Annotated in this window: 19 protein-coding genes; 4 read left to right on the top strand and 15 right to left on the bottom strand. The window is 36.5% G+C overall.

Annotated elements, in window-relative coordinates; genetic code table 11:
* Nucleotides 1-32: 32 nt before the first annotated feature.
* The 7 genes from ACWPVE_RS17630 to ACWPVE_RS17600 all read right to left on the bottom strand — a co-directional run bounded on the left by ACWPVE_RS17630 (nucleotide 33) and on the right by ACWPVE_RS17600 (nucleotide 5,917).
* The gene (locus tag ACWPVE_RS17630) at nucleotides 33-746 is read right to left on the bottom strand and encodes an anthrax toxin lethal factor-related metalloendopeptidase (RefSeq protein WP_453995623.1); all 714 of its coding nucleotides are present in this window, start codon (nucleotides 744-746) and stop codon (nucleotides 33-35) included.
* 187 nt (nucleotides 747-933) lie between these two features.
* Nucleotides 934-1,527 (bottom strand): YpjP family protein, encoded by a 594-nt coding sequence (locus ACWPVE_RS17625; protein ID WP_453995621.1) that lies wholly within the window; start codon nucleotides 1,525-1,527, stop codon nucleotides 934-936.
* Between the two features lie 355 nt (nucleotides 1,528-1,882).
* A protein-coding gene (locus ACWPVE_RS17620; RefSeq protein ID WP_453990671.1) for an IS3 family transposase occupies nucleotides 1,883-3,045 on the bottom strand; the annotation gives its coding sequence in 2 pieces (ribosomal slippage) (nucleotides 1,883-2,772 and nucleotides 2,772-3,045; 1,164 coding nt in all).
* Between the two features lie 141 nt (nucleotides 3,046-3,186).
* Nucleotides 3,187-3,318: a YuzL family protein gene (locus ACWPVE_RS17615; protein ID WP_453995619.1), complete on the bottom strand. Its 132-nt coding sequence runs from the start codon at nucleotides 3,316-3,318 to the stop codon at nucleotides 3,187-3,189.
* A gap of 75 nt (nucleotides 3,319-3,393) precedes the next feature.
* Nucleotides 3,394-4,185 carry a class I SAM-dependent methyltransferase gene (locus ACWPVE_RS17610; RefSeq protein ID WP_453995617.1) on the bottom strand — a complete coding sequence of 264 codons (792 nt, stop codon included), beginning with the start codon at nucleotides 4,183-4,185 and terminating at the stop codon, nucleotides 3,394-3,396.
* Nucleotides 4,186-4,230: 45 nt separating this feature from the next.
* Nucleotides 4,231-4,665, bottom strand: a complete 435-nt coding sequence (locus tag ACWPVE_RS17605; protein ID WP_453995615.1) for a BrxA/BrxB family bacilliredoxin — start codon at nucleotides 4,663-4,665, stop codon at nucleotides 4,231-4,233.
* A gap of 127 nt (nucleotides 4,666-4,792) precedes the next feature.
* Nucleotides 4,793-5,917 (bottom strand): conserved virulence factor C family protein, encoded by a 1,125-nt coding sequence (locus tag ACWPVE_RS17600; RefSeq protein WP_453995613.1) that lies wholly within the window; start codon nucleotides 5,915-5,917, stop codon nucleotides 4,793-4,795.
* A 418-nt stretch (nucleotides 5,918-6,335) separates the two neighbouring features.
* Between ACWPVE_RS17600 and ACWPVE_RS17595 the strand changes: the two genes are divergently transcribed.
* Nucleotides 6,336-7,370 carry a C40 family peptidase gene (locus ACWPVE_RS17595; RefSeq protein WP_453995611.1) on the top strand — a complete coding sequence of 345 codons (1,035 nt, stop codon included), beginning with the start codon at nucleotides 6,336-6,338 and terminating at the stop codon, nucleotides 7,368-7,370.
* Between the two features lie 193 nt (nucleotides 7,371-7,563).
* Here the strand turns inward: ACWPVE_RS17595 and ACWPVE_RS17590 are convergent, their stop codons facing one another.
* Entirely contained in the window at nucleotides 7,564-9,450 is a 1,887-nt protein-coding gene (locus tag ACWPVE_RS17590; protein WP_453995609.1) for an ABC-F family ATP-binding cassette domain-containing protein, read from the bottom strand.
* Nucleotides 9,447-10,094 (bottom strand): HD domain-containing protein, encoded by a 648-nt coding sequence (locus tag ACWPVE_RS17585; RefSeq protein WP_453995607.1) that lies wholly within the window; start codon nucleotides 10,092-10,094, stop codon nucleotides 9,447-9,449. Before ACWPVE_RS17585 ends, ACWPVE_RS17590 begins: the two co-directional genes overlap by 4 nt.
* Before the next feature lie 140 nt (nucleotides 10,095-10,234).
* Here ACWPVE_RS17585 and ACWPVE_RS17580 point away from each other — a divergent pair, with 140 nt between their 5' ends.
* Nucleotides 10,235-10,480 carry a hypothetical protein gene (locus ACWPVE_RS17580; RefSeq protein ID WP_453995605.1) on the top strand — a complete coding sequence of 82 codons (246 nt, stop codon included), beginning with the start codon at nucleotides 10,235-10,237 and terminating at the stop codon, nucleotides 10,478-10,480.
* 1 nt (nucleotide 10,481) lies between these two features.
* Here the strand turns inward: ACWPVE_RS17580 and ACWPVE_RS17575 are convergent, their stop codons facing one another.
* The 3 genes from ACWPVE_RS17575 to ACWPVE_RS17565 form a co-directional block, all read right to left on the bottom strand.
* Nucleotides 10,482-11,327 carry a DegV family protein gene (locus tag ACWPVE_RS17575; protein ID WP_453995603.1) on the bottom strand — a complete coding sequence of 282 codons (846 nt, stop codon included), beginning with the start codon at nucleotides 11,325-11,327 and terminating at the stop codon, nucleotides 10,482-10,484.
* Nucleotides 11,328-11,449: 122 nt separating this feature from the next.
* On the bottom strand, nucleotides 11,450-11,959 hold the full coding sequence (locus ACWPVE_RS17570) for a hypothetical protein (protein WP_453995601.1): 510 nt from the start codon (nucleotides 11,957-11,959) through the stop codon (nucleotides 11,450-11,452).
* A 184-nt stretch (nucleotides 11,960-12,143) separates the two neighbouring features.
* Entirely contained in the window at nucleotides 12,144-13,832 is a 1,689-nt protein-coding gene (locus ACWPVE_RS17565; protein WP_453995599.1) for a formate--tetrahydrofolate ligase, read from the bottom strand.
* Nucleotides 13,833-14,284: 452 nt separating this feature from the next.
* Between ACWPVE_RS17565 and metA the strand changes: the two genes are divergently transcribed.
* On the top strand, nucleotides 14,285-15,190 hold the full coding sequence (metA, locus tag ACWPVE_RS17560) for a homoserine O-acetyltransferase MetA (RefSeq protein WP_453995597.1): 906 nt from the start codon (nucleotides 14,285-14,287) through the stop codon (nucleotides 15,188-15,190).
* Between the two features lie 135 nt (nucleotides 15,191-15,325).
* Nucleotides 15,326-16,678 carry an IS1182 family transposase gene (locus tag ACWPVE_RS17555; protein WP_453990053.1) on the top strand — a complete coding sequence of 451 codons (1,353 nt, stop codon included), beginning with the start codon at nucleotides 15,326-15,328 and terminating at the stop codon, nucleotides 16,676-16,678.
* A 142-nt stretch (nucleotides 16,679-16,820) separates the two neighbouring features.
* On the opposite strand, the gene ACWPVE_RS17550 is transcribed toward ACWPVE_RS17555, so the two are convergent.
* The 3 genes from ACWPVE_RS17550 to ACWPVE_RS17540 all read right to left on the bottom strand — a co-directional run bounded on the left by ACWPVE_RS17550 (nucleotide 16,821) and on the right by ACWPVE_RS17540 (nucleotide 18,646).
* Entirely contained in the window at nucleotides 16,821-17,501 is a 681-nt protein-coding gene (locus tag ACWPVE_RS17550) for a class I SAM-dependent methyltransferase (RefSeq protein WP_453995595.1), read from the bottom strand.
* Nucleotides 17,502-17,605: 104 nt separating this feature from the next.
* On the bottom strand, nucleotides 17,606-17,968 hold the full coding sequence (locus tag ACWPVE_RS17545) for an SCP2 sterol-binding domain-containing protein (RefSeq protein WP_453995593.1): 363 nt from the start codon (nucleotides 17,966-17,968) through the stop codon (nucleotides 17,606-17,608).
* 78 nt (nucleotides 17,969-18,046) lie between these two features.
* Nucleotides 18,047-18,646 carry a TetR/AcrR family transcriptional regulator gene (locus ACWPVE_RS17540; RefSeq protein ID WP_453997613.1) on the bottom strand — a complete coding sequence of 200 codons (600 nt, stop codon included), beginning with the start codon at nucleotides 18,644-18,646 and terminating at the stop codon, nucleotides 18,047-18,049.
* Nucleotides 18,647-18,747 lie beyond the last annotated feature (101 nt).

Here is an 18,747-nt window from a genome sequence, read left to right as displayed (position 1 = left end):
CACTCCTTGCAAAATTTCCTGCTCTTATCTTACTACAAATCATTACCAATTTCGACAAAAAGCTCATAAGTCAGCGGCGCAGCTAATTGGAGTTCATTCTTCGTCTGTTCAGAAAGGTAGAACATGGTAAAGGCCTCTGCAAAATATTCTTCTGGGTAATCTCTAAAATAAGAATGATTTGGAAATAATAACTCAACTTCTCTTTCCCAAATAGAAAGAAAATAAGGATCTTCACTGATAGAATCAAACACAAATGTATCGATTGAATGGGCTAATTCATGTAATTCAAGATTAATAGATCCGTGACCTTTCCCTTTTTCACTATGTCCAATCTTTGCTAGCACAACCTCTGCACCACCAATTCCTGGTACTTTGTCCCAAGTAGGACCATTATCACTATATCCACGAGGTTTTTTCCCTTTCAAATATGCTGCAGTTGGCTCATCGGTTAAATCACCTGTAAAAAGCTTGAGCACTACACCTTTTTCGACCAATCTTTGCAAGATAAAATCGTCAATCCGATTTATTCTTCCAATCATTTGTGCTGCAAACTTTTCATTAAACGTTGATTCTGGTAAAAGAACAATATCTTTTAAAGTTTCATAGTTTGCCAAATAAGACGTTTCTATATAAAGTGTTAGAGATTGATAATCTTTTAGAGGAATGCCGTGGGGGGCTGCTTTACCTGGATGATAGGTGAAGCTAACTATAACAAGAAGAAGGGTAAGAATGACTGTTTTTTTCATAGTATGCTCACCTAATTGTTGTAGATTCAAAGATGCTTAAAGTACATACAGGTCGTAACGTATAAGAATAGTATAACATATTCTAGAAAACGAGTCTGTAGGGCCAGGGCTAGAAACTTTCTCCAAAACAAAAAAGAAAAGGCAGTTCTAGAAGAGCTTTCGCTATTCTGGAATGCCTTTTCTCATATTAACTTAGCCATTTTGGCGGCGTATTTTTATCCCAATAAATATCTCCTAATACATGGTGTGTTTGAAACCCATCATGATGCGTGTGATAATGAAAATTAAAATAATAGCCATCCAGAGGTGGGTGATCTTTTCTAACATGGAAGCGTACAAGATCCTTACCATTGGTTTTATCGAAAATATGGAAAATCTTTTCCCCATTTCCACCAGATGGTTGTTCAGATATTTCAAGTTGTTGAAGCTCTTCAGTTGGATAAGTTTCTGCTAATATTTCAATCACATTCTCGATTTTAGGCAGAATGACACTGCGGAATTCATCCTCAATTACAGGCCCTATTTTACTCCCGAATTTCTCAAATGATTTTGTTTCAGCCTGTGTCATCGCATATGTAACAAAATCACTGCTGTCATAACTATAATTAGATTCATAATTTGAATGTAAATTCGCTTCAGTATTTTGTTCGTTTAACACATTTAACTTACTTGGCTTATCGGTATCCGATTGCTGCATAGTAAGTGCAGGTGGAGGCGTTACCAAACCAAGAGTTAAAATGGAGAAAGAAACGACTAATGCTTTACGCAACCACTTTTTCATAACCTAAACGCCCTTTCAAACACATTTACCTTTACGCCCATTTTACCATAAACTTGCTTGAAATTTACTACCAAAATATTAAAATATAAAAAATAAGGATAATTTCCTATCTAGAGTTGCTCTCCATATATAATTGCGGTAAAAGACATTATTTTGTAAAAATAAGTTCATAATATCGTCATACTTTGATAAACTAGAGGTACTATACATATTGAAAGGTGGATTCATGGAAATGGATTGGATTTTTCAACTTGCATGTGGTGTCACATTAGTATATTTCATTTATTGTTGTGTGACTGAATAATAAAACCCGCTTATTGAACTGACCCGCCAAAATGGGACTTAGAAAAAACACCTATGCTACCTGACGTCCATATTCAATTGGAGCCAGGTAGTTTAATTTTGCCTGTATTCGTTTTTCGTTATAGTAACACATATATTGATTCACAATCTCAATTACTTTAATATTAGTGATAGAAGATCTTCTATGGTCTTTGAATCCTTCCGACTTTAGCGAGGAGTGAAAGGATTCGATTACGGCGTTATCATGGCAGTTTCCTTTACGGGACATGCTTGTGATAATGCCTTTTTCTCTTGCGAAATTTTGATATGCATAGGATGTATATACTGATCCTTGATCACTATGCAATAGAACTTTTTTAGGTCTTCGCTTTTTTATGGCCTCTCTCAATGTACTTAATACAAAGTTCGTATCTTGTACTGAACTTACCGTATAAGCGACTACCTCGTTATTATACAAATCCATTATTGTTGATACATAAAGCATAGAAGAGCCATATGGTAGGTATGTAATGTCAGTTACCCACTTTTCATTGGGTCTTTCTGCCTTAAAGTTCCGGTTAAGAATGTTGTCCACAATAATATTACTTTCCCCATTGATATGTTTCTGTCTTTTTACTTTAATCTGACATTGAAGATTGAATTTTTGCATTATACCTTGTACAGTCTTGCGATTAACCTTAATGCTATAACGCTGTTTTAGAAGAGCTTTAATTTTTCTATGTCCATAATGATATTTAGTCTCTTCGCAAAGGTCGATTATAAGCTTTTCTAATTTTTTTGGCCCTCGATTAATGTATTTCTTTTTCCAACGATAAAATGTAGATTTTGGTATTTCTAGAACACTGAGTATATCAATTATTTTATATTTTTTTGATAACTCCTCTACCAATTCAATAACTACTTGCGGAACCAGCTCCTTTCGAGTTCTTTGTACTTTTTTAGAATTTTAATTTGCATCTGAAGATGCTTATTTTTGTTGCGTTCTATTTCAAGTTCATCCTGGCCTTCTGGACCTTTTCCATAACTGTACTGTTTTCCAATAGGCTGTTCAAAACGATAGCTTTCCCCATTACGATCCCAGCGCATCCATGTCTTTATTTGTGAGACATTCTTTATCCCCAATTCATTCATAATTTCTGAGTTTGTAAATCCATTCTTTTTCATTTCTATTGCTTTTACTTTAATCTCTGATGGATAATGTACCTTTTTCCCCATATAAAAACACCCTCCATAAATATCGATTAGTTATTAACTAAATTCGATACAGGGGGTGTTTTTTCCTTGTCTCATTTTACTGGGTCACTCTATATAGCGGGTTTTATTATTTTTCAAGGTATGTAATGCTAGAGAGAAAACCTACATTTTCTTTTTCTTGTGTCTGGAGGAATCCATTTTCATTTGTCCTGTTTCTTGATTTGTTGTCCCTTGTCCTTCTATTTGAGAAGAGTTTAAACCAATTGTTGAAGGGTCTTTTTTACGTTTTGCCATCATCATCACCTCCATTATTTACAATGTCCAAAGGTGACTCAAAATATCCCATCACAAAGGTCCGTACCCAATACCCTATGGTTCTAGGTACTCTCCTACGTCGATTACTCCAAAATGGAATTTTGCTGTCTTCCGTTTCATCACGTTAAACCCGTACCTTTCAAACTGCTCACTTTTCCAGTGGTCTTTTAGTACCACTTTCTCTCTAGCAACACGTTTGGCGTTTTCAATTACTTCAGAAGATAATCTCGTATAAATCGCAAAATGACGAAGCCCCTTGATCCCTTCCGATTCTTCAATGGTTTCTTCAAACATTGGATCGAAATACACGACATCAACACTTTTTGAAGGACATTTGGCTAAATACCTTTCATATGTATCATGTATAACATCAATTCGGGATAGCGCCTTGTTCAGATCGGGATATCCAGTATCCCAACTTTTTAATCCGCCCTTTAAAAGGTAATATAAATATTTGTTTCCTTCTAATGATGTGACATTTCCCAACTCTCCAACCACAAAGCTTGCGACGATGCTATCTGACCCTAAACCCAATGTACAATCTAAGATCGTGCTTCCCTGCTTAATACCAGAGGGATTGATAAACGGGTCATGTTCCCCATTCATGATGCGCTTCATCCGAAACATTGCGGAGTTTGGATGAAAGAAAAGGGGCTCGTCTCCATGAAGTGGATGTATTTCAATTCTATTTTTCCCTACAACAAGAATATCCTCGTTCATTTGTTCTTGTATCATGGCAATGGAACGTTTCTTTCTTTCATAAAACGGAATATTAAGTTCTACTGCTGTTTTTTTGGCCAATTCCACCATCGTTTCATTTGTTCGACCTGCTGTTGTTACGATCATACTATCACCTTTTATGCAGAAAAAAAGATGTCAATTGACATCTTTTTAACAATGTTTATTTAAAGCGGAGTTAATATTTTCCATAATACCTTCCATTGAATTTGTTTCAATTTCATGTCTAGGAATGAAGTGAACGACTTCTTTTCCTTTTAATAATGCCATTGATGGAGATGAAGGTTCATAGCCTTCAAAGTATTCTCTCATCTTTGCAGTTGCTTCCTTATCTTGACCAGCAAATACTGTTACAAGATGATCAGGCTTTTTTTCATTATTTAGGACCGCTTGTGTAACTGCTGGTCGAGCAAGTCCTGCAGCACAACCACATACAGAGTTGACAACTACTAGTGTTGTTCCTTCGACTTTCTCCATGAAGTTTTCTACTTCTTCCTCAGTTTGAAGCTCTTCAAAGCCTGCAACCACTAGTTCTTGTCGCATTGGCTTCACAATTTGTTTCATATATTCATCATATGCCATTGACATATAAATCCCTCCCATTTCAAATTTGATAAAATAAGCATACTATATGTGAACAAACAAAATCAATTTTCAACAACCATACTATTCCAATAAACAGATTATAAGCTTTGAAGAATCGTTCTCTCGAAATTTACTTATTACGGCTTTCAGTCATTTGCTTCCAAACGGAGCCTTTAGCTTCTTCTCCACCTTCAATTCGTTCGATGGCAAGTTTAATTTGCATTTTCACTTCAAATTCTGGATCATTTTCTGCAGCTTTTAATGCGTCAAGTGCGGTTTCGTCACCTACTTCATATAAAAACATCGCAGCACGCCATCTTACGAGTTTACTTTTGTCTGTTAATGCCTCACACATGGCTCCAATTGCTGCTGGGTCACCGATGTCAGATAAACAGTCACCAGCAGTTCTCCTAACAGTTACAGATTTATCTTTTAATGCTTCATACAAATAAGGTAATACAGAAGGCTTTTCAATCATGCCTAAATAAACAGTTGCTAATCGACGAATTGAAGCTTTCTCATCCTTTAATGCTTTTGCTAATACAGGAATATCCTCTTCTTCTGGGTCCATTTGTTCTAAGCTTGCATAACGTTTGGTCCAATCTGGATCATCGAGCATTTCCAACGTTACCTTATAGGATTTTCTTTTTGGTATAGTTGTTGATGTTGTCTGCTCAGAAATTTGATTTACAATGCGGTCAAGACGTTCCTTCGTATAGGCCGCAGCAAGTTCATCAACCACTTCTTTTCCAATTTCATCATGATTGCCGTATCGAACACCATGTTCTTTCCATTCTCTCTCCAATACAACGTTACCACTAAGATCTTGCGCGCGTAGTAACGCGTCTCTGAACGTATCTGGTAAGCCATAACGGAATTCTTGTTCACCATCATGAAGCTTTACTTGCATTGGAAGGCCTTTATACATTTGAACAAATACTTTTACCTCGCCAAAATGTTCATTAAGCATTTGTCCTTCTTTTTCCGCTTGTTCCACATCTTCCCCAAATACTTTACGAACATTAGGCAACAGCTCCTGCCAGTCATATTTTGCATTCCGCTCAATTGCTAAGAAATCAGCAACATGATAGACTCCTTTAATCCCTTCAATCGCCATGATTTCTTTAATGAGTGGCGGCGCTTGATCCATATTGTCTTTTTTATAATTATTGCTTTTTCCCTTCGGTAATTCTTCATCTAGATTGATCTTCATTGTATTTGGACTAGGTGTTGGTTCAATTGATTTAATTTTCATGCTACCGCTCCTTTTCCTGCGAAATATTCTACCGACATTGTAGCACAGGAATTCACTATTAATCCATTAAGAGACCTTTACGTAAGATAATTAAGATCCCTACTCTAGTCCTATTATTTTATTTGCAATTTTCTAGAAATGTCATAGTTATATATACCATTCTCCATTGGTCTCTTATTAGCGCTTATGGACTAATTATCGGTCATCATGTCATAATGCCTTTTTTCCCTCAATAGGATAAACATGTATTATCTTTCAATGTTTGTTTTCGGAATTGTTGTCTTAAAGAGTAAAATAGAACACCTTATTTTTATCTGCGTTATTAGTATCACATCACTACCATGGCCTTTTATTACAACAAATCTATTCGAAAACGTGACCAAAACTTGATTCTTGCAATCACCAAGGAGGGACTTCAATGATAAAACGCTATGGGACACGTGAAGCGATTGTCGTGACATCACTTGCCGCTGGGATTTTCTTAAGTACCCCACTCTCATCATTTGCAACTGAAAAGCAAAATCTTGATCCATTACAATATAAACACTATCAATTCGATACCGAACAAAAATTACGTTATGGAGATACTGGTTTTACTGTCCGTTTTCTACAATTTCAGTTACATAGATTAAATTTTTACTATGAAACAATCGATGGGCACTACGGAAAATCCACGCAGGAAGCCATGATGAGATTTCAAGAATTGTATGATTTAAAGGTTGATGGAATCGCAGGTGAAACAACATTACAAAAATTAAATCAAGTAATGACAGAACTTAAGCCAGCTTTCTATACAATCGGCGATGAAGGACCTAAGGTCAAACAACTTCAAGCCAAATTAGAGAAATTAAATTATTATAATGGCTCAGTGGATGGAAAATTTGAAACTGTCACGGAAAAGAGTGTAAAAGCTTATCAAAAGAAATTCAATTTAGAAGCAAATGGGATTGCAACGGAAAAAACAATCGATCATATTATGAAAAACAAAAACGTTAGAGGTCTCACCATAAAAAAAGAAACTGTCAAAAAGGCGCAGAACCAAACCATTTCACCACCCCAAACAGATAATTTAAAACCGCAAACGGACGAAGCTCCACCTGTTGATGCGGGTGTGATATCGATTGCAATGAATTATATTGGAGTTCCCTATGTCTGGGGTGGGACAACACCAAATGGATTTGACTGTAGTGGGTTTTTACAATTTGTTTTTGAGCAACATGGAGTCGATATTCCACGTACAGTTACAGCTATATGGAGCCAAGGTGCGAGTGTATCTGAACCAAGTGTTGGTGATATTGTCTTTTTTCAAACATACAAGCAAGGACCATCACATGCTGGCATTTATCTTGGTAATAATAAATTTATTCATGCCGATTCAACAGATGGTGTTGTTGTAGATGATATGACAATTAATTACTGGGAGTCCCGTTATTTAGGTGCAAAGCGATTGTAAAAAATTTTAGGCCCGGCAAAAAGCCGAGCCTCTTTAAATTTATCTAGCACACTATGCACCATCGGCTGAGATCGTAAGGTAAGAAAGCACCTTCAGTCCATCCCCATGTCGTTTATGCCAAGATTGCAAGGATTTCTGAGTTTTTCAAAGAAAGTGCAAGTTTATAACTGGAATTATGCGCTTTTCGTGTTTCTTATTCATTTACAAGTTCTGAAAGCTCCGCCCATCTTTCCAATAGTTGGTCAAGTACCTCTGATTCTTTTGCATGTTCTTCCATAGCCTGTTGAGCTTTCTGGTAATCACTGCCTGCTTCTTCAATTTCTTTTACTAATAATGCAACTTTTTCTTCTTGAGCCTCAATTTTATCTTCAATTTCATTCCACTCAAGCTGATCCTTATACGAAAGTTTCTTTTTCTTCGGTCTTGGTTCCACTTTGATCGATGTCTTTTCTACTTTTTCTTTTTGCACTACTTGTGCCGATTCTGCCAAATTTTTCTCTAAGTAATCTGAGTAATCCCCAAAATACGTTGTAATCTTATTTCCCTCTTCAAAGATCAATAACTGATCTGTGACTTTATCTAAGAAATAGCGATCATGGGAAACTGTAATCACAACACCTGGGAATTCCTCTAAATAATCCTCTAATACCGTTAAGGTTTGCGTATCCAGATCATTCGTTGGCTCATCTAGTAATAAAACATTAGGCTCACCCATAATGATTTTCAACAAGTACAATCGTCTTCTTTCACCACCTGAAAGTTTTCGGATAGGAGTACCATGAGTATGCATTGGGAATAAGAAGCGCTCAAGCATTTGTGCTGCCGAAACGATTTTACCATCAAGGGTATGAATCATTTCAGCAGTCTCTTTAATGTACTCAATCATTCGTTTATTGACGTCCATATCCATACTTTCTTGGGTATAATAGGCGAGTTTTACAGTTTGACCAATCTCAATTTCACCCGTATCAACAGGCAGCTTACCTGCAATAATGTTTAATAATGTAGATTTCCCGCTGCCATTTCGACCAACTATTCCGATTCGGTCACCTGGTTTAATTAGCAAATTTACATCTTCTAAAATTTTCGTTTCTCCAAAACGTTTAGAGACATTTCTTAATTCAATCACTTTTTTACCGAGTCTACTACCACCAACAGAAATGTCTACTTTTTCCGTGTTGACCGTCTTCTTTGCATTCTCGATTTCCTCGAACCTTTGAATCCTTGCTTTTTGTTTTGTTGTTCTGGCCTTTGCTCCACGACGAATCCAAGCTAGTTCACGTCTATAAAGGTTTTGACGTTTCAGCTCCGAAGCCTGTTCCTGTTCTATTCGAAGTGCTTTCGCCTCTAAAAAACTACTATAGTTTCCGGTATAGGTATAAAGCCTTCCTTCATCAAGCTCAATGATTCGATTTGTTACTCTGTCTAAAAAGTAACGGTCGTGGGTAACCACAAGTAAAGCTCCACTATACTTAGCTAAATAATCTTCCAACCATTTAATGGTTTCAAAGTCTAAATGGTTCGTCGGCTCGTCTAATATTAATAGGTCTGGGACCTCAATCAAACTTTGAGCCAGTGCCACTCGCTTCTTCTGTCCGCCAGACAGCTCCGTTACATCTTGTGAGAAATCATTAATTCCAAGCTTTGATAAGACGGCCTTCGCATTCGAATTTGCTTCCCAAGCATTTGCTGCATCCATTTTTTGTTGTAGTTCATATAGCTTTTCTTGGTTCGCTGTGTTCATTGAATCACGTTCTATTTGAATCATCGCTTCCTCATATTCTTTTAATAATCGTAAGAGGGGCGAATTGCCTTGGAAGACTTGATCAAGAACGGTATTGCCTTTTGTAAAATCAGGCTGTTGTGGCAAATAGCTGATTGTATACCCCTTTGAATGGGTAATTTCACCACGGTCAGCTTCCTCAACACCTGCTATAATCTTTAAAAGTGTTGATTTTCCTGTTCCATTTACACCAATTATTCCGATTCGCTCATTATCTGTAATGCTAAAAGAGATGTCCTCAAACAGCATTTTTTCAGCATAGCTTTTTGCTACATTTTCTACGGTTAAAAGCCTCATAACTGTCCATTCCATTCTTTATAAAATTGTTCAAGAAACCTTACCATAAAATCATGGCGTTCTTGTGCTACTTTTTTTGCTGCCTCTGTATTTAAGGTGTCTTTTAATTTAAGTAATTTTTCATAAAAGTGATTAACGGCCGTTGATTTTCCATTTCGATACTCTTCACTAGTCATATCTTTACGATATGGCAACTCTGGATCATACATTAACTCCCCATGCGCGCCTGCAAAAGCAAAAGTTCTAGCAATACCGATTGCACCTATCGCATCTAATCGGTCAGCATCCTGCACAACTTTGCCTTCTATTGTTCTCATTGGAGGTCGGTTTCCCCCCTTAAACGACATCGTTGAGATGATGTCAATCATTTCCTCTTGCTTTGAATCAGGTATATGTAATGAAGATAGCCAGTTCCGTACTTTGACAAGGCCTGCTTCCTCTGATTTATTTAATTTTTCGTCAGCAACATCATGTAATAATGCTGCCATTTCAACTACGAATAAATCCGCATTTTCTCTTTTACCAATTTGTAAAGCAGCTTTTCTGACACGTTCGATATGCCACCAGTCATGACCACTGCTATCAGAAGAGTGAAAGTTTCTAACAAAGGTTGCAGTTGCATCTATTATGTTTTGTTGCTCCATTTTATCCTCCAGTTACATCGATTTCTTAGACCATTGTATCATATTACACCTACACCTGAACTGTCGCACACTATAAGCTAGGTGCATAAAATACAAAAAGCCAGAAAGATTCTGGCCAGTTGAAAGGTGGAAAAACGATTATGTATCATCCAACTAATTGTTATCGAGAAATTGGAACGGCATGGTATGGGCGGCATGTGGTTCTGATTACCTGTAATCCGGTTACAAATCAATTTATACAGCTCCATAAAAGCCTGCATGCTCCTACAGAGCCACCACATCCAAACTGTGCGGAGACCATTTCTCAATTTTTAAGTATCGGGTATAAAATTAAGGCGATCGCACATTTATCACAGAACGAAATACAATATGTTCTAGTACAATAGTTTACCGATTCAACCAGCTAATCCCGATTGTATGTTCACCAGCATGGACTCCAATCGCTACACCTAGGGGACATGTTTTGATAGAAATTGTTTCTGGAACAAATTTTCTAATTTCTTGTTTCCATGCATCTGTCTTCGAATCGTCCAAACCATATAAAATATGGATCTCATCAATGTCATTTTTTTCAATTGCACTTTTTAAATAACCTAAAATTTTATTAGTAGCTTTGTTCTCAGATCGAACCTTTTCCTTAACAGAAAGAGCACCATCGATAATTTGAATGACTGGCTTAATTTGTAACATACTACCTAGAAAATATTGGGCGGTATTCATTCGTCCGCTTCGATGTAATTGCTCTAAACTACCGATAATCACATACGTTTCTAGATTTTGAGACAGCTCGGTAATATGCTTTGCAACATCTGATGATGTTCCGCCTTTCTCAATTAGCTTCATCCCTTCCTTCATTAGATTAGTCATTGGATAAGTTAAAATTCTTGAATCAATGACTGTTACAGGGATATTCACCAATTCAGCAGCTTGTCTAGCTGACGAAACGGTTCCACTCAATTTTTCTGATATATGAATCGAGATAATCTCATCATATTCACCCTCAAGACTATTATATAATTCGACAAAACTTCCGATGGAAGGTTGTGAGGTTTTCGGAATGGTCTTCGTTGTCTTTAAACGTTCAAAGAATTGAGCTGGTGTAATGGTCACACCGTCAAGGTATTCTTCCTCATCAATAAAGACTGTCATTGGGATGACATAAATGTCTTTACGATTTGAAAGCTCCTCATCTAAAAATCCCGTACTATCAGTCACCCATGCAATTTTACCCACTCATACGCCCCCTATTTTTATTTAAAACTATTTTATGATGAGTATCGATATTATATCATTAATAACATATAATTATCTGAAAATTCAAGTTTCAGCAAATTAAAAAAAGGCATATCTGCCTCTTACTTAAGTACGTTATGTAATTGATGGATAGACTCAATAATATAATCAACCATTACTAGTAAATCATCCATATTATCTTCATGAATTAAACGATGAAAAATAATTTTACTATTGTTCGTGTATCGATTTGTATTATAAATAAACGAAATTTCCTGCTGGATGTCCCTTGTTTCACCCCATATTCTCGTTAATTCTTGTTCAACTTTTGGACAGGTATCCAGTGAATCTAGATTGAAAATAAATCCGATTTCAAGCTGACAACCTGGATTTAGGTCATCTGGACGTTTTAGGTCCCTTACTTGATTATCGAGGTCAATTCGTAAATCAATGTAAGCATTGATTTCGTCAATAGCCTTATCTTTAAAGGTAATTCGGTAATTTCTACCCAATTTTGCCATTTCGACTTGATCCACTCGATCCATAATCAAAAGAGGTCCTTCTAAATCCAAATCATATAATGCTCCCTCAAGAACAACCTTTATATTGTCAAATACAGTTGGATGAAACATTCTTTACCTTCCTTTTTTAAATTGCGTCATACACGCAGCCTTAGGACTTTGGTGACAATTCTAAAATGATCACATTCTTCGGTAGTAATTGGCTTAAGATTCCAAACCGATAAGATTTTAAACGAAAAACTGCGTATTTCTTAGCTTACAAAAAAGGGAGACTAGCCCCCTTTTATTATCTAACTTAGAATAAACCGACCGCTTTTCCTTCTTCGGTGACGTCCATCTTCAATGCAGATGGTTTTTTCGGTAGTCCTGGCATGGTCATGACATCTCCTGTTAGGGCAACAATAAAACCTGCTCCTATAGACGGTCGGAATTCACGGATGGTAATCGTAAAATCACTTGGCCTACCAAGCAGTGTTGGATCATCTGAAAGTGAATACTGTGTTTTTGCCATACAAATTGGGAGATTGCTCCAACCAAATTTTTCGAAGTCACGAATTTGCCTTTTCGCTTTCGGTGAAAACTCAACATCCTTTGCGCCATATACTGTTTTCGCAATTGTTCTTACTTTCTCTTCAATTGAAGCAGATAACTCATAAATTGGTGCAAATTTATTCACGCCTGTTTCGATGGTCTCAAGTACTTTTTTGGCTAACTCAACTCCACCTTCGCCACCTTTTTCCCAAACTTCTGTGAGAGCGACTGGATACGCATGTTCTGCACACCAAGATTCGATTTTCTCCACTTCTTTTTCGGTATCTGTTACAAATCTATTTATCGCTACAACAAATGGAAGTCCAAATGCTTGAATGGTTTCGATATGTTTTTGTAGGTTTTCCAAGCCCTTTGCCAAAGCCTCGACATTTTCTTCTGTTAGATTTTCCTTTGCCACTCCACCGTGCATTTTTAGAGCTCGTATGGTCGCAACAATCACAACAGCTTCAGGCTTAATCTCTGCATATCTCGCTTTAATATCAAGGAATTTCTCGGCTCCAAGATCCGCACCAAAGCCACCTTCTGTTAACACATAATCTGCTAATTTCGCAGCCATCTTTGTTGCAATTACACTATTACAACCGTGAGCAATATTTGCGAAAGGCCCTCCATGAATTAAAGCAGGTGTGTGCTCAAGTGTTTGTACTAAATTTGGTTTTAAGGCATCCTTCAATAACAGCGTCAGTGCACCTTCTGCGCCAAGGTCACTAGCTGTAACTGGTTCTTTATGTATATTATAACCTACCACAATTTTTGATAGTCTCTTTTTCAAATCCTGTATGTCTGTTGCTAAACAGAAAATCGCCATAATTTCGGAAGCAACGGTAATATCAAATCCATCTTCACGAGGAACACCTTGAGTTGGACCTCCAAGCCCTACAATAACATTTCTAAGAGCGCGATCATTTAAATCAACGACCCTTTTCCAAGTAACACGTCTTACATCAATTTGAAGTTCGTTTCCTTGATGGATATGATTATCAATAAGTGCTGACAGCGTATTGTTTGCAGCCGTAATTGCATGAAAATCGCCTGTAAAATGCAGATTGATTTCTTCCATTGGGATAACCTGTGAATATCCTCCACCAGTTGCGCCACCTTTGATTCCCATTGTTGGACCTAAAGATGGTTCTCTCATCGCAATCATTGCATTTTTTCCAAGCTTTGCAAGTCCTTGTCCAAGTCCTACTGTTACAGTAGATTTACCTTCACCTGCTGGCGTTGGATTAATGGATGTTACGAGAATGATTTTGCCATCTGTTTTCTTTTCTAGACGCTTCATCACGTCCAGGGAAATTTTTGCTTTGTAATGACCGTAGGGTTCTACTTCTTCATCAAGTAAATCAAGTTGTTCAACAATTTCCTTGATTGGCTTTAATTCAGCCTCTTGAGCAATTTCAATATCAGACTTGTAATTCGTTGATAATTTCATGCACATTTCCCCCAAGATTCAATTATTAAAAAACTTCCATACTATCTCTATCTTACCCTATATTGTGTTGAGTTTTAAAGTATAATCTGAATTTTTATAAACCTAGCTTTTCTCACTAAATAAATCTAGAAAATGTCCAATTCTATAAGGATTGTTTTCGAGTATAGACTTAAAGAAAAGAAGTTTTCACAAACTATGTTGTTAATGACTCATTTGATTTTCGCTCTTCAAGTGGAACTCTCCACTGTAATCAATAGATTTGTTTTATCCATAAGCAATACTATCTTAGAAAAGTCCTAATAAAATATCCATCCACAGTAGCAACAACAATGGGACCTAAGAGGTATGGAACTAATAAATCAGAATCAATTTGACAAAAGATATTTGATTTGCTAATCTACTACGAATTGTTGTAAAATTTCTATAATACTTAAAACAGGGGGATGTTAGGATTGCCAATTAATATACCACATGATTTGCCGGCAAAAGAGGTGTTAGAATCTGAAAACATATTTGTGATGGATGAACAACGCGCATACAGCCAGGATATTCGTCCACTTAATATAGTAATCTTAAATATTATGCCTGAAAAAGAGCGAACAGAAACTCAGCTACTCAGACTACTTGGAAATTCCCCGTTGCAACTGAATATTACATTTTTGTTCCCAGAAACTCATGTCTCCAAAAACACTGGAAAAAATCATCTAGAAAAGTTTTATACTACATTTTCGAAGATAAAGCATAAAAAGTTTGATGGCATGATCATTACGGGTGCACCAATTGAACATTTGCAATTTGAGGATGTAAATTATTGGGAAGAACTTACAGAGATTATGGAATGGACAAAAACAAATGTCACATCGACCTTACACATTTGTTGGGGCGCACAAGCCGGACTCTACTATCATTATGGAGTAAATAAGTATCCACTTCCTAAAAAATGTACAGGAGTATTTCACCACCGATTGGTCAATAAGGATGTAAAACTTGTTCGTGGATTTGATGATTTGTATTTTGTTCCACATTCTCGCTATACAGATGTAGCACTTGAGGAAATTCAAAAGACGGAAGGTTTAACACTCTTATCAGTATCAGATGAAGCAGGAGTGTGTCTAGTAGCCTCTAATGATGGAAAGCATATTTTTCTAACAGGACATCCTGAGTATGACGTCACTACGTTAAAACAAGAATATGAACGCGACCTTGCAAAAGGGAAACATATTCTACCAGTAAATTATTTTCCAAATGACGACCCGACTAAACAACCTGTTCACAGTTGGAGATCACACTCGTATCTGTTGTTTGCAAACTGGCTCAATTATTATGTGTATCAAGAAACACCATATGACTGGGAGTAAACAAAAGGTATCTCGTAAACGAGATACCTCAGGCTGTCGAGAAAGTCTCGACAGCCTTTATTCTTTTGATACACTTTACTAATTCACCGCATTAATATGTTATAATATAGTTAATAAATTAGGGTTGGTGATATTGTGTTAAATACTAGGGAAAATACACAAAATGAAATTGAATTTGTATCAATTGACGAGCTTGTTCCAGATAACCATCTGTTACGAAAAATAGATAAATACATAGATTTTTCTTTTATAATTGAGAGAGTAAAACCTTACTACTCTGAAGATAATGGTCGACCTTCGATCGACCCTCTTGTTCTTTTTAAAATGATGTTTATTGGATATTTTTATGGTATCCGTTCCGAAAGACAACTTGAACAAGAGATAAAACTTAATGTCGCATATCGTTGGTTTTTAGGTCTCAGATTTAAAGATCCTGTACCACATCATTCCACAATAAGCTGGAATCGCCATAAGCGTTTTAAAGATACAGACATCTTCCAAGAAATCTTTGATGAAATTGTTCTTCTTGCAATGAATCACAAAATGGTTGGCGGAAGAGTCTTATTTACGGACTCCACTCATCTCAAAGCTAATGCGAATAAACATAAATTTACAAGGGAAGAAGTTGAAGTAGAAACTCGTGAATATTTAAATGAGTTAAATAAGGCAATTGAAGAAGATCGTGCTGAACATGGAAAAAAGCCTTTAAAGGAAAAGGAGGAGGTGAAAGAAACAAAAGAGATTAGAGTAAGTACCACAGATCCAGAAAGTGGGTTTATGTCGCGAGACAATAAGCAAGAGATGTTCTGTTATTTAGACCATCGGACAACAGATTTGAAGTTTAACATTATAACTGATGCATTCGTAACTCCAGGTAATGTCCATGATTCAATACCATATCTTAGCCGTTTAGATCGTCAAATCTTACGATTTAACTTTAATGTGGAAGCTGTTGCTCTTGACTCTGGATACTTAACTAATCCGATTTGCAAAGGATTATCAGATCGTAAGATCTTTGGAGTTATTGCCCATAGAAGGTATCAACCAACAAAAGGACTCTTTCCAAAATGGAAGTTTAAATATAATAAAGAAAATGACATTTATGTTTGTCCAAATAGCGAGGAACTAACATATCGTTCAACTACAAGAGAAGGTTACCGAGAGTACAAGTCAGATCCCAAGAAATGTTCAACCTGCCCTCTTCTTGAACAATGCACTAGATCCCAGAATAAGCAAAAAGTTGTTACTCGTCATGTTTGGGAAGATCATAAAGATAAGGTGAGGCTAAATCGCCTCTCTCCAGAAGGGAAAATTCTTTATAAGTTTAGAAAAGAAACCGTAGAGCGAAGCTTCGCAGACTCAAAAGAGCTGCATGGGCTTCGCTACTGTAGGTTACGGGGAATTAAAAATGCTAGTGAGCAGGTATTACTTACAGCAGCCTGCCAGAACATGAAAAAGATTGCCAACCACCTAGCCAAGCAAGGCTAGATGGTTGGGAGTGATATTTTCAAGATTTTTGATAAAGAATAATGTCAACTTACAACTACAAAAACCACCGAAAACAAAAAGTGTAGAGAAAAAATACCCCTTTCTCTACACTCTGAGGTATCTCGTAAACGAGATACCTTTTTTACTCTTTCTTTAAGATAAACACCCACATAAAAGATAATGCTTGCTTTAACTCCCTTGGGAGTCCCTTCGTATTCACTGTATTAACTGCATCTTTATAAACTGGTTGGCCATCAACCAAACTCCAGCCATTCTCCAATGCCATTTGTTCAAATTCCCATGGCATCATGGTATTTTGAATGACTTTTTCTCCGTACAAGCGAAGATACGCATTTTGTCGGGGACCAGCTGTTGGTCCCAATATCCCCGCACAGAATATACCTTCTTGTTTTGTTACTCTCCGAATTTCTTTGATAGCTTCAAGAGGATTTTCTGTCCACTCGATCGAGTTAATTGCCATAACCCCTGAAAAATGATCATTTTTGAATGGGAGTGCTGTCAAATCAGCTTGGGTGAATGTTAGTTTATTGGATCGGCTGCGGTTATTTGCTTTTTCAACCATTTCAGAGGATATATCCACCCCTTTAACAGTAAATCCACGTTCAGACAGTAAAAATGAACCATACCCATCACCACACCCTGCATCTAAAATAAGAGCGTTATCCTCTAGGTACTTTGAAAACAACGGGATAATGGAAGAACGACTCCCAGAATTCCACATTGCTTGGCTTTGTTTACTCCAAAAACCAGCTCGGTTATCCCATTGTTTTTGAGCTTCTTCGTGCCAATTAAATTCAGTCACTTTATTCCACCCCCTAACTATCTCTACTATCTTAACAATGAATAACGATGTGATAAAAGCTAATTATTTATAGAATGAGTAACAAGATGAAATTCCTTAGAGTTTTACAAATGTTCTTTTAGATTATATTCACGTAGTAGTCCTTCCAATTTTATAGCCTTACTTATATCCCCTTTAATTTTTAATTTTCCAGTCATAAAAGCAGCAGTCCCACCTAATTTCCCTACCAAGAACTGTTTAAAGTTTCTTAGGGATAAATTCAATGTACAATTTGCCTCTTCAGTATCCTTCAAAACTCTTGCTTGACCATTTGATAACTGCAGCTGAAAGATTTCTTCTTCATCGCCAGTAATATTAAATTGGTAGATTACATTCAGACCTTCAATTGGGCTAGGGTTTTCATTAATGACCTCTTCAATTTTTCTCAACATTTCTGATAAAGTATAATTCTCAATTTTATTTGTCATAACCTCATCCTCCATCAATTGTATAAAAGTATATCCATATTTAGCAGAGTACGATTTCGTACTCTTAGCACAAAAAACTTATTCCTGCATTCCTAGATGAACGAATGCAGAAATGACAATACGGTTTAATAAACGAGATATTTCTTCAAAACTGAGTGTTGATTCCTTTTGATCAAAAAAGTTTAGCATGATTACTTCATTAATTGCACCCACCATGGCTTGAGCAACAATTTTCATTTCTGTTTGTGAGACAGTTGTCGGGAGTTCTGTTTCGACTGTTTGTAGAATAAGTGTAGCAAATACTTGGTGTGACTTTTTCCTTACCAGCTCCACATTTCGCGATACTCCTACTGATTCAACTAAAAGAATCTTTGCAACTTCTCTATTTTCAAAACAGATTCGGATATATCGACTAATACCCGCAAAAGCTTTATATGTTACTCTTTCTTCTTGTGAAATCGCTCGTTTTACTTCCTCGGCCATTTCGTTACCAAGCTGTTCAAATAGGGCAACCATTATATCTTCTTTACTCTTAAAATGTTGATAGAAAGTTGTCTTAGAAACTCTCGCATTTTCAACAATTTCTAGCACAGATGTCTTTTGATAACCTGCTTCGGTAAATAATTTCAGACCAGCATATAGTAGTTTTTCTCTCGCCTCTATCGGCATTTCTGTCACAAATAACAATTGAATCCTTCCAATCTTGTAGTACGCGCACGTATCAGTATTTCATTATTAATTATATCGATTGTACATTTTAGTTTCAATATTGTTTTTTG

This window comes from Bacillus nitroreducens, assembly GCF_964021195.1.
This window is presented reverse-complemented; position numbering and strand designations above follow the sequence as displayed.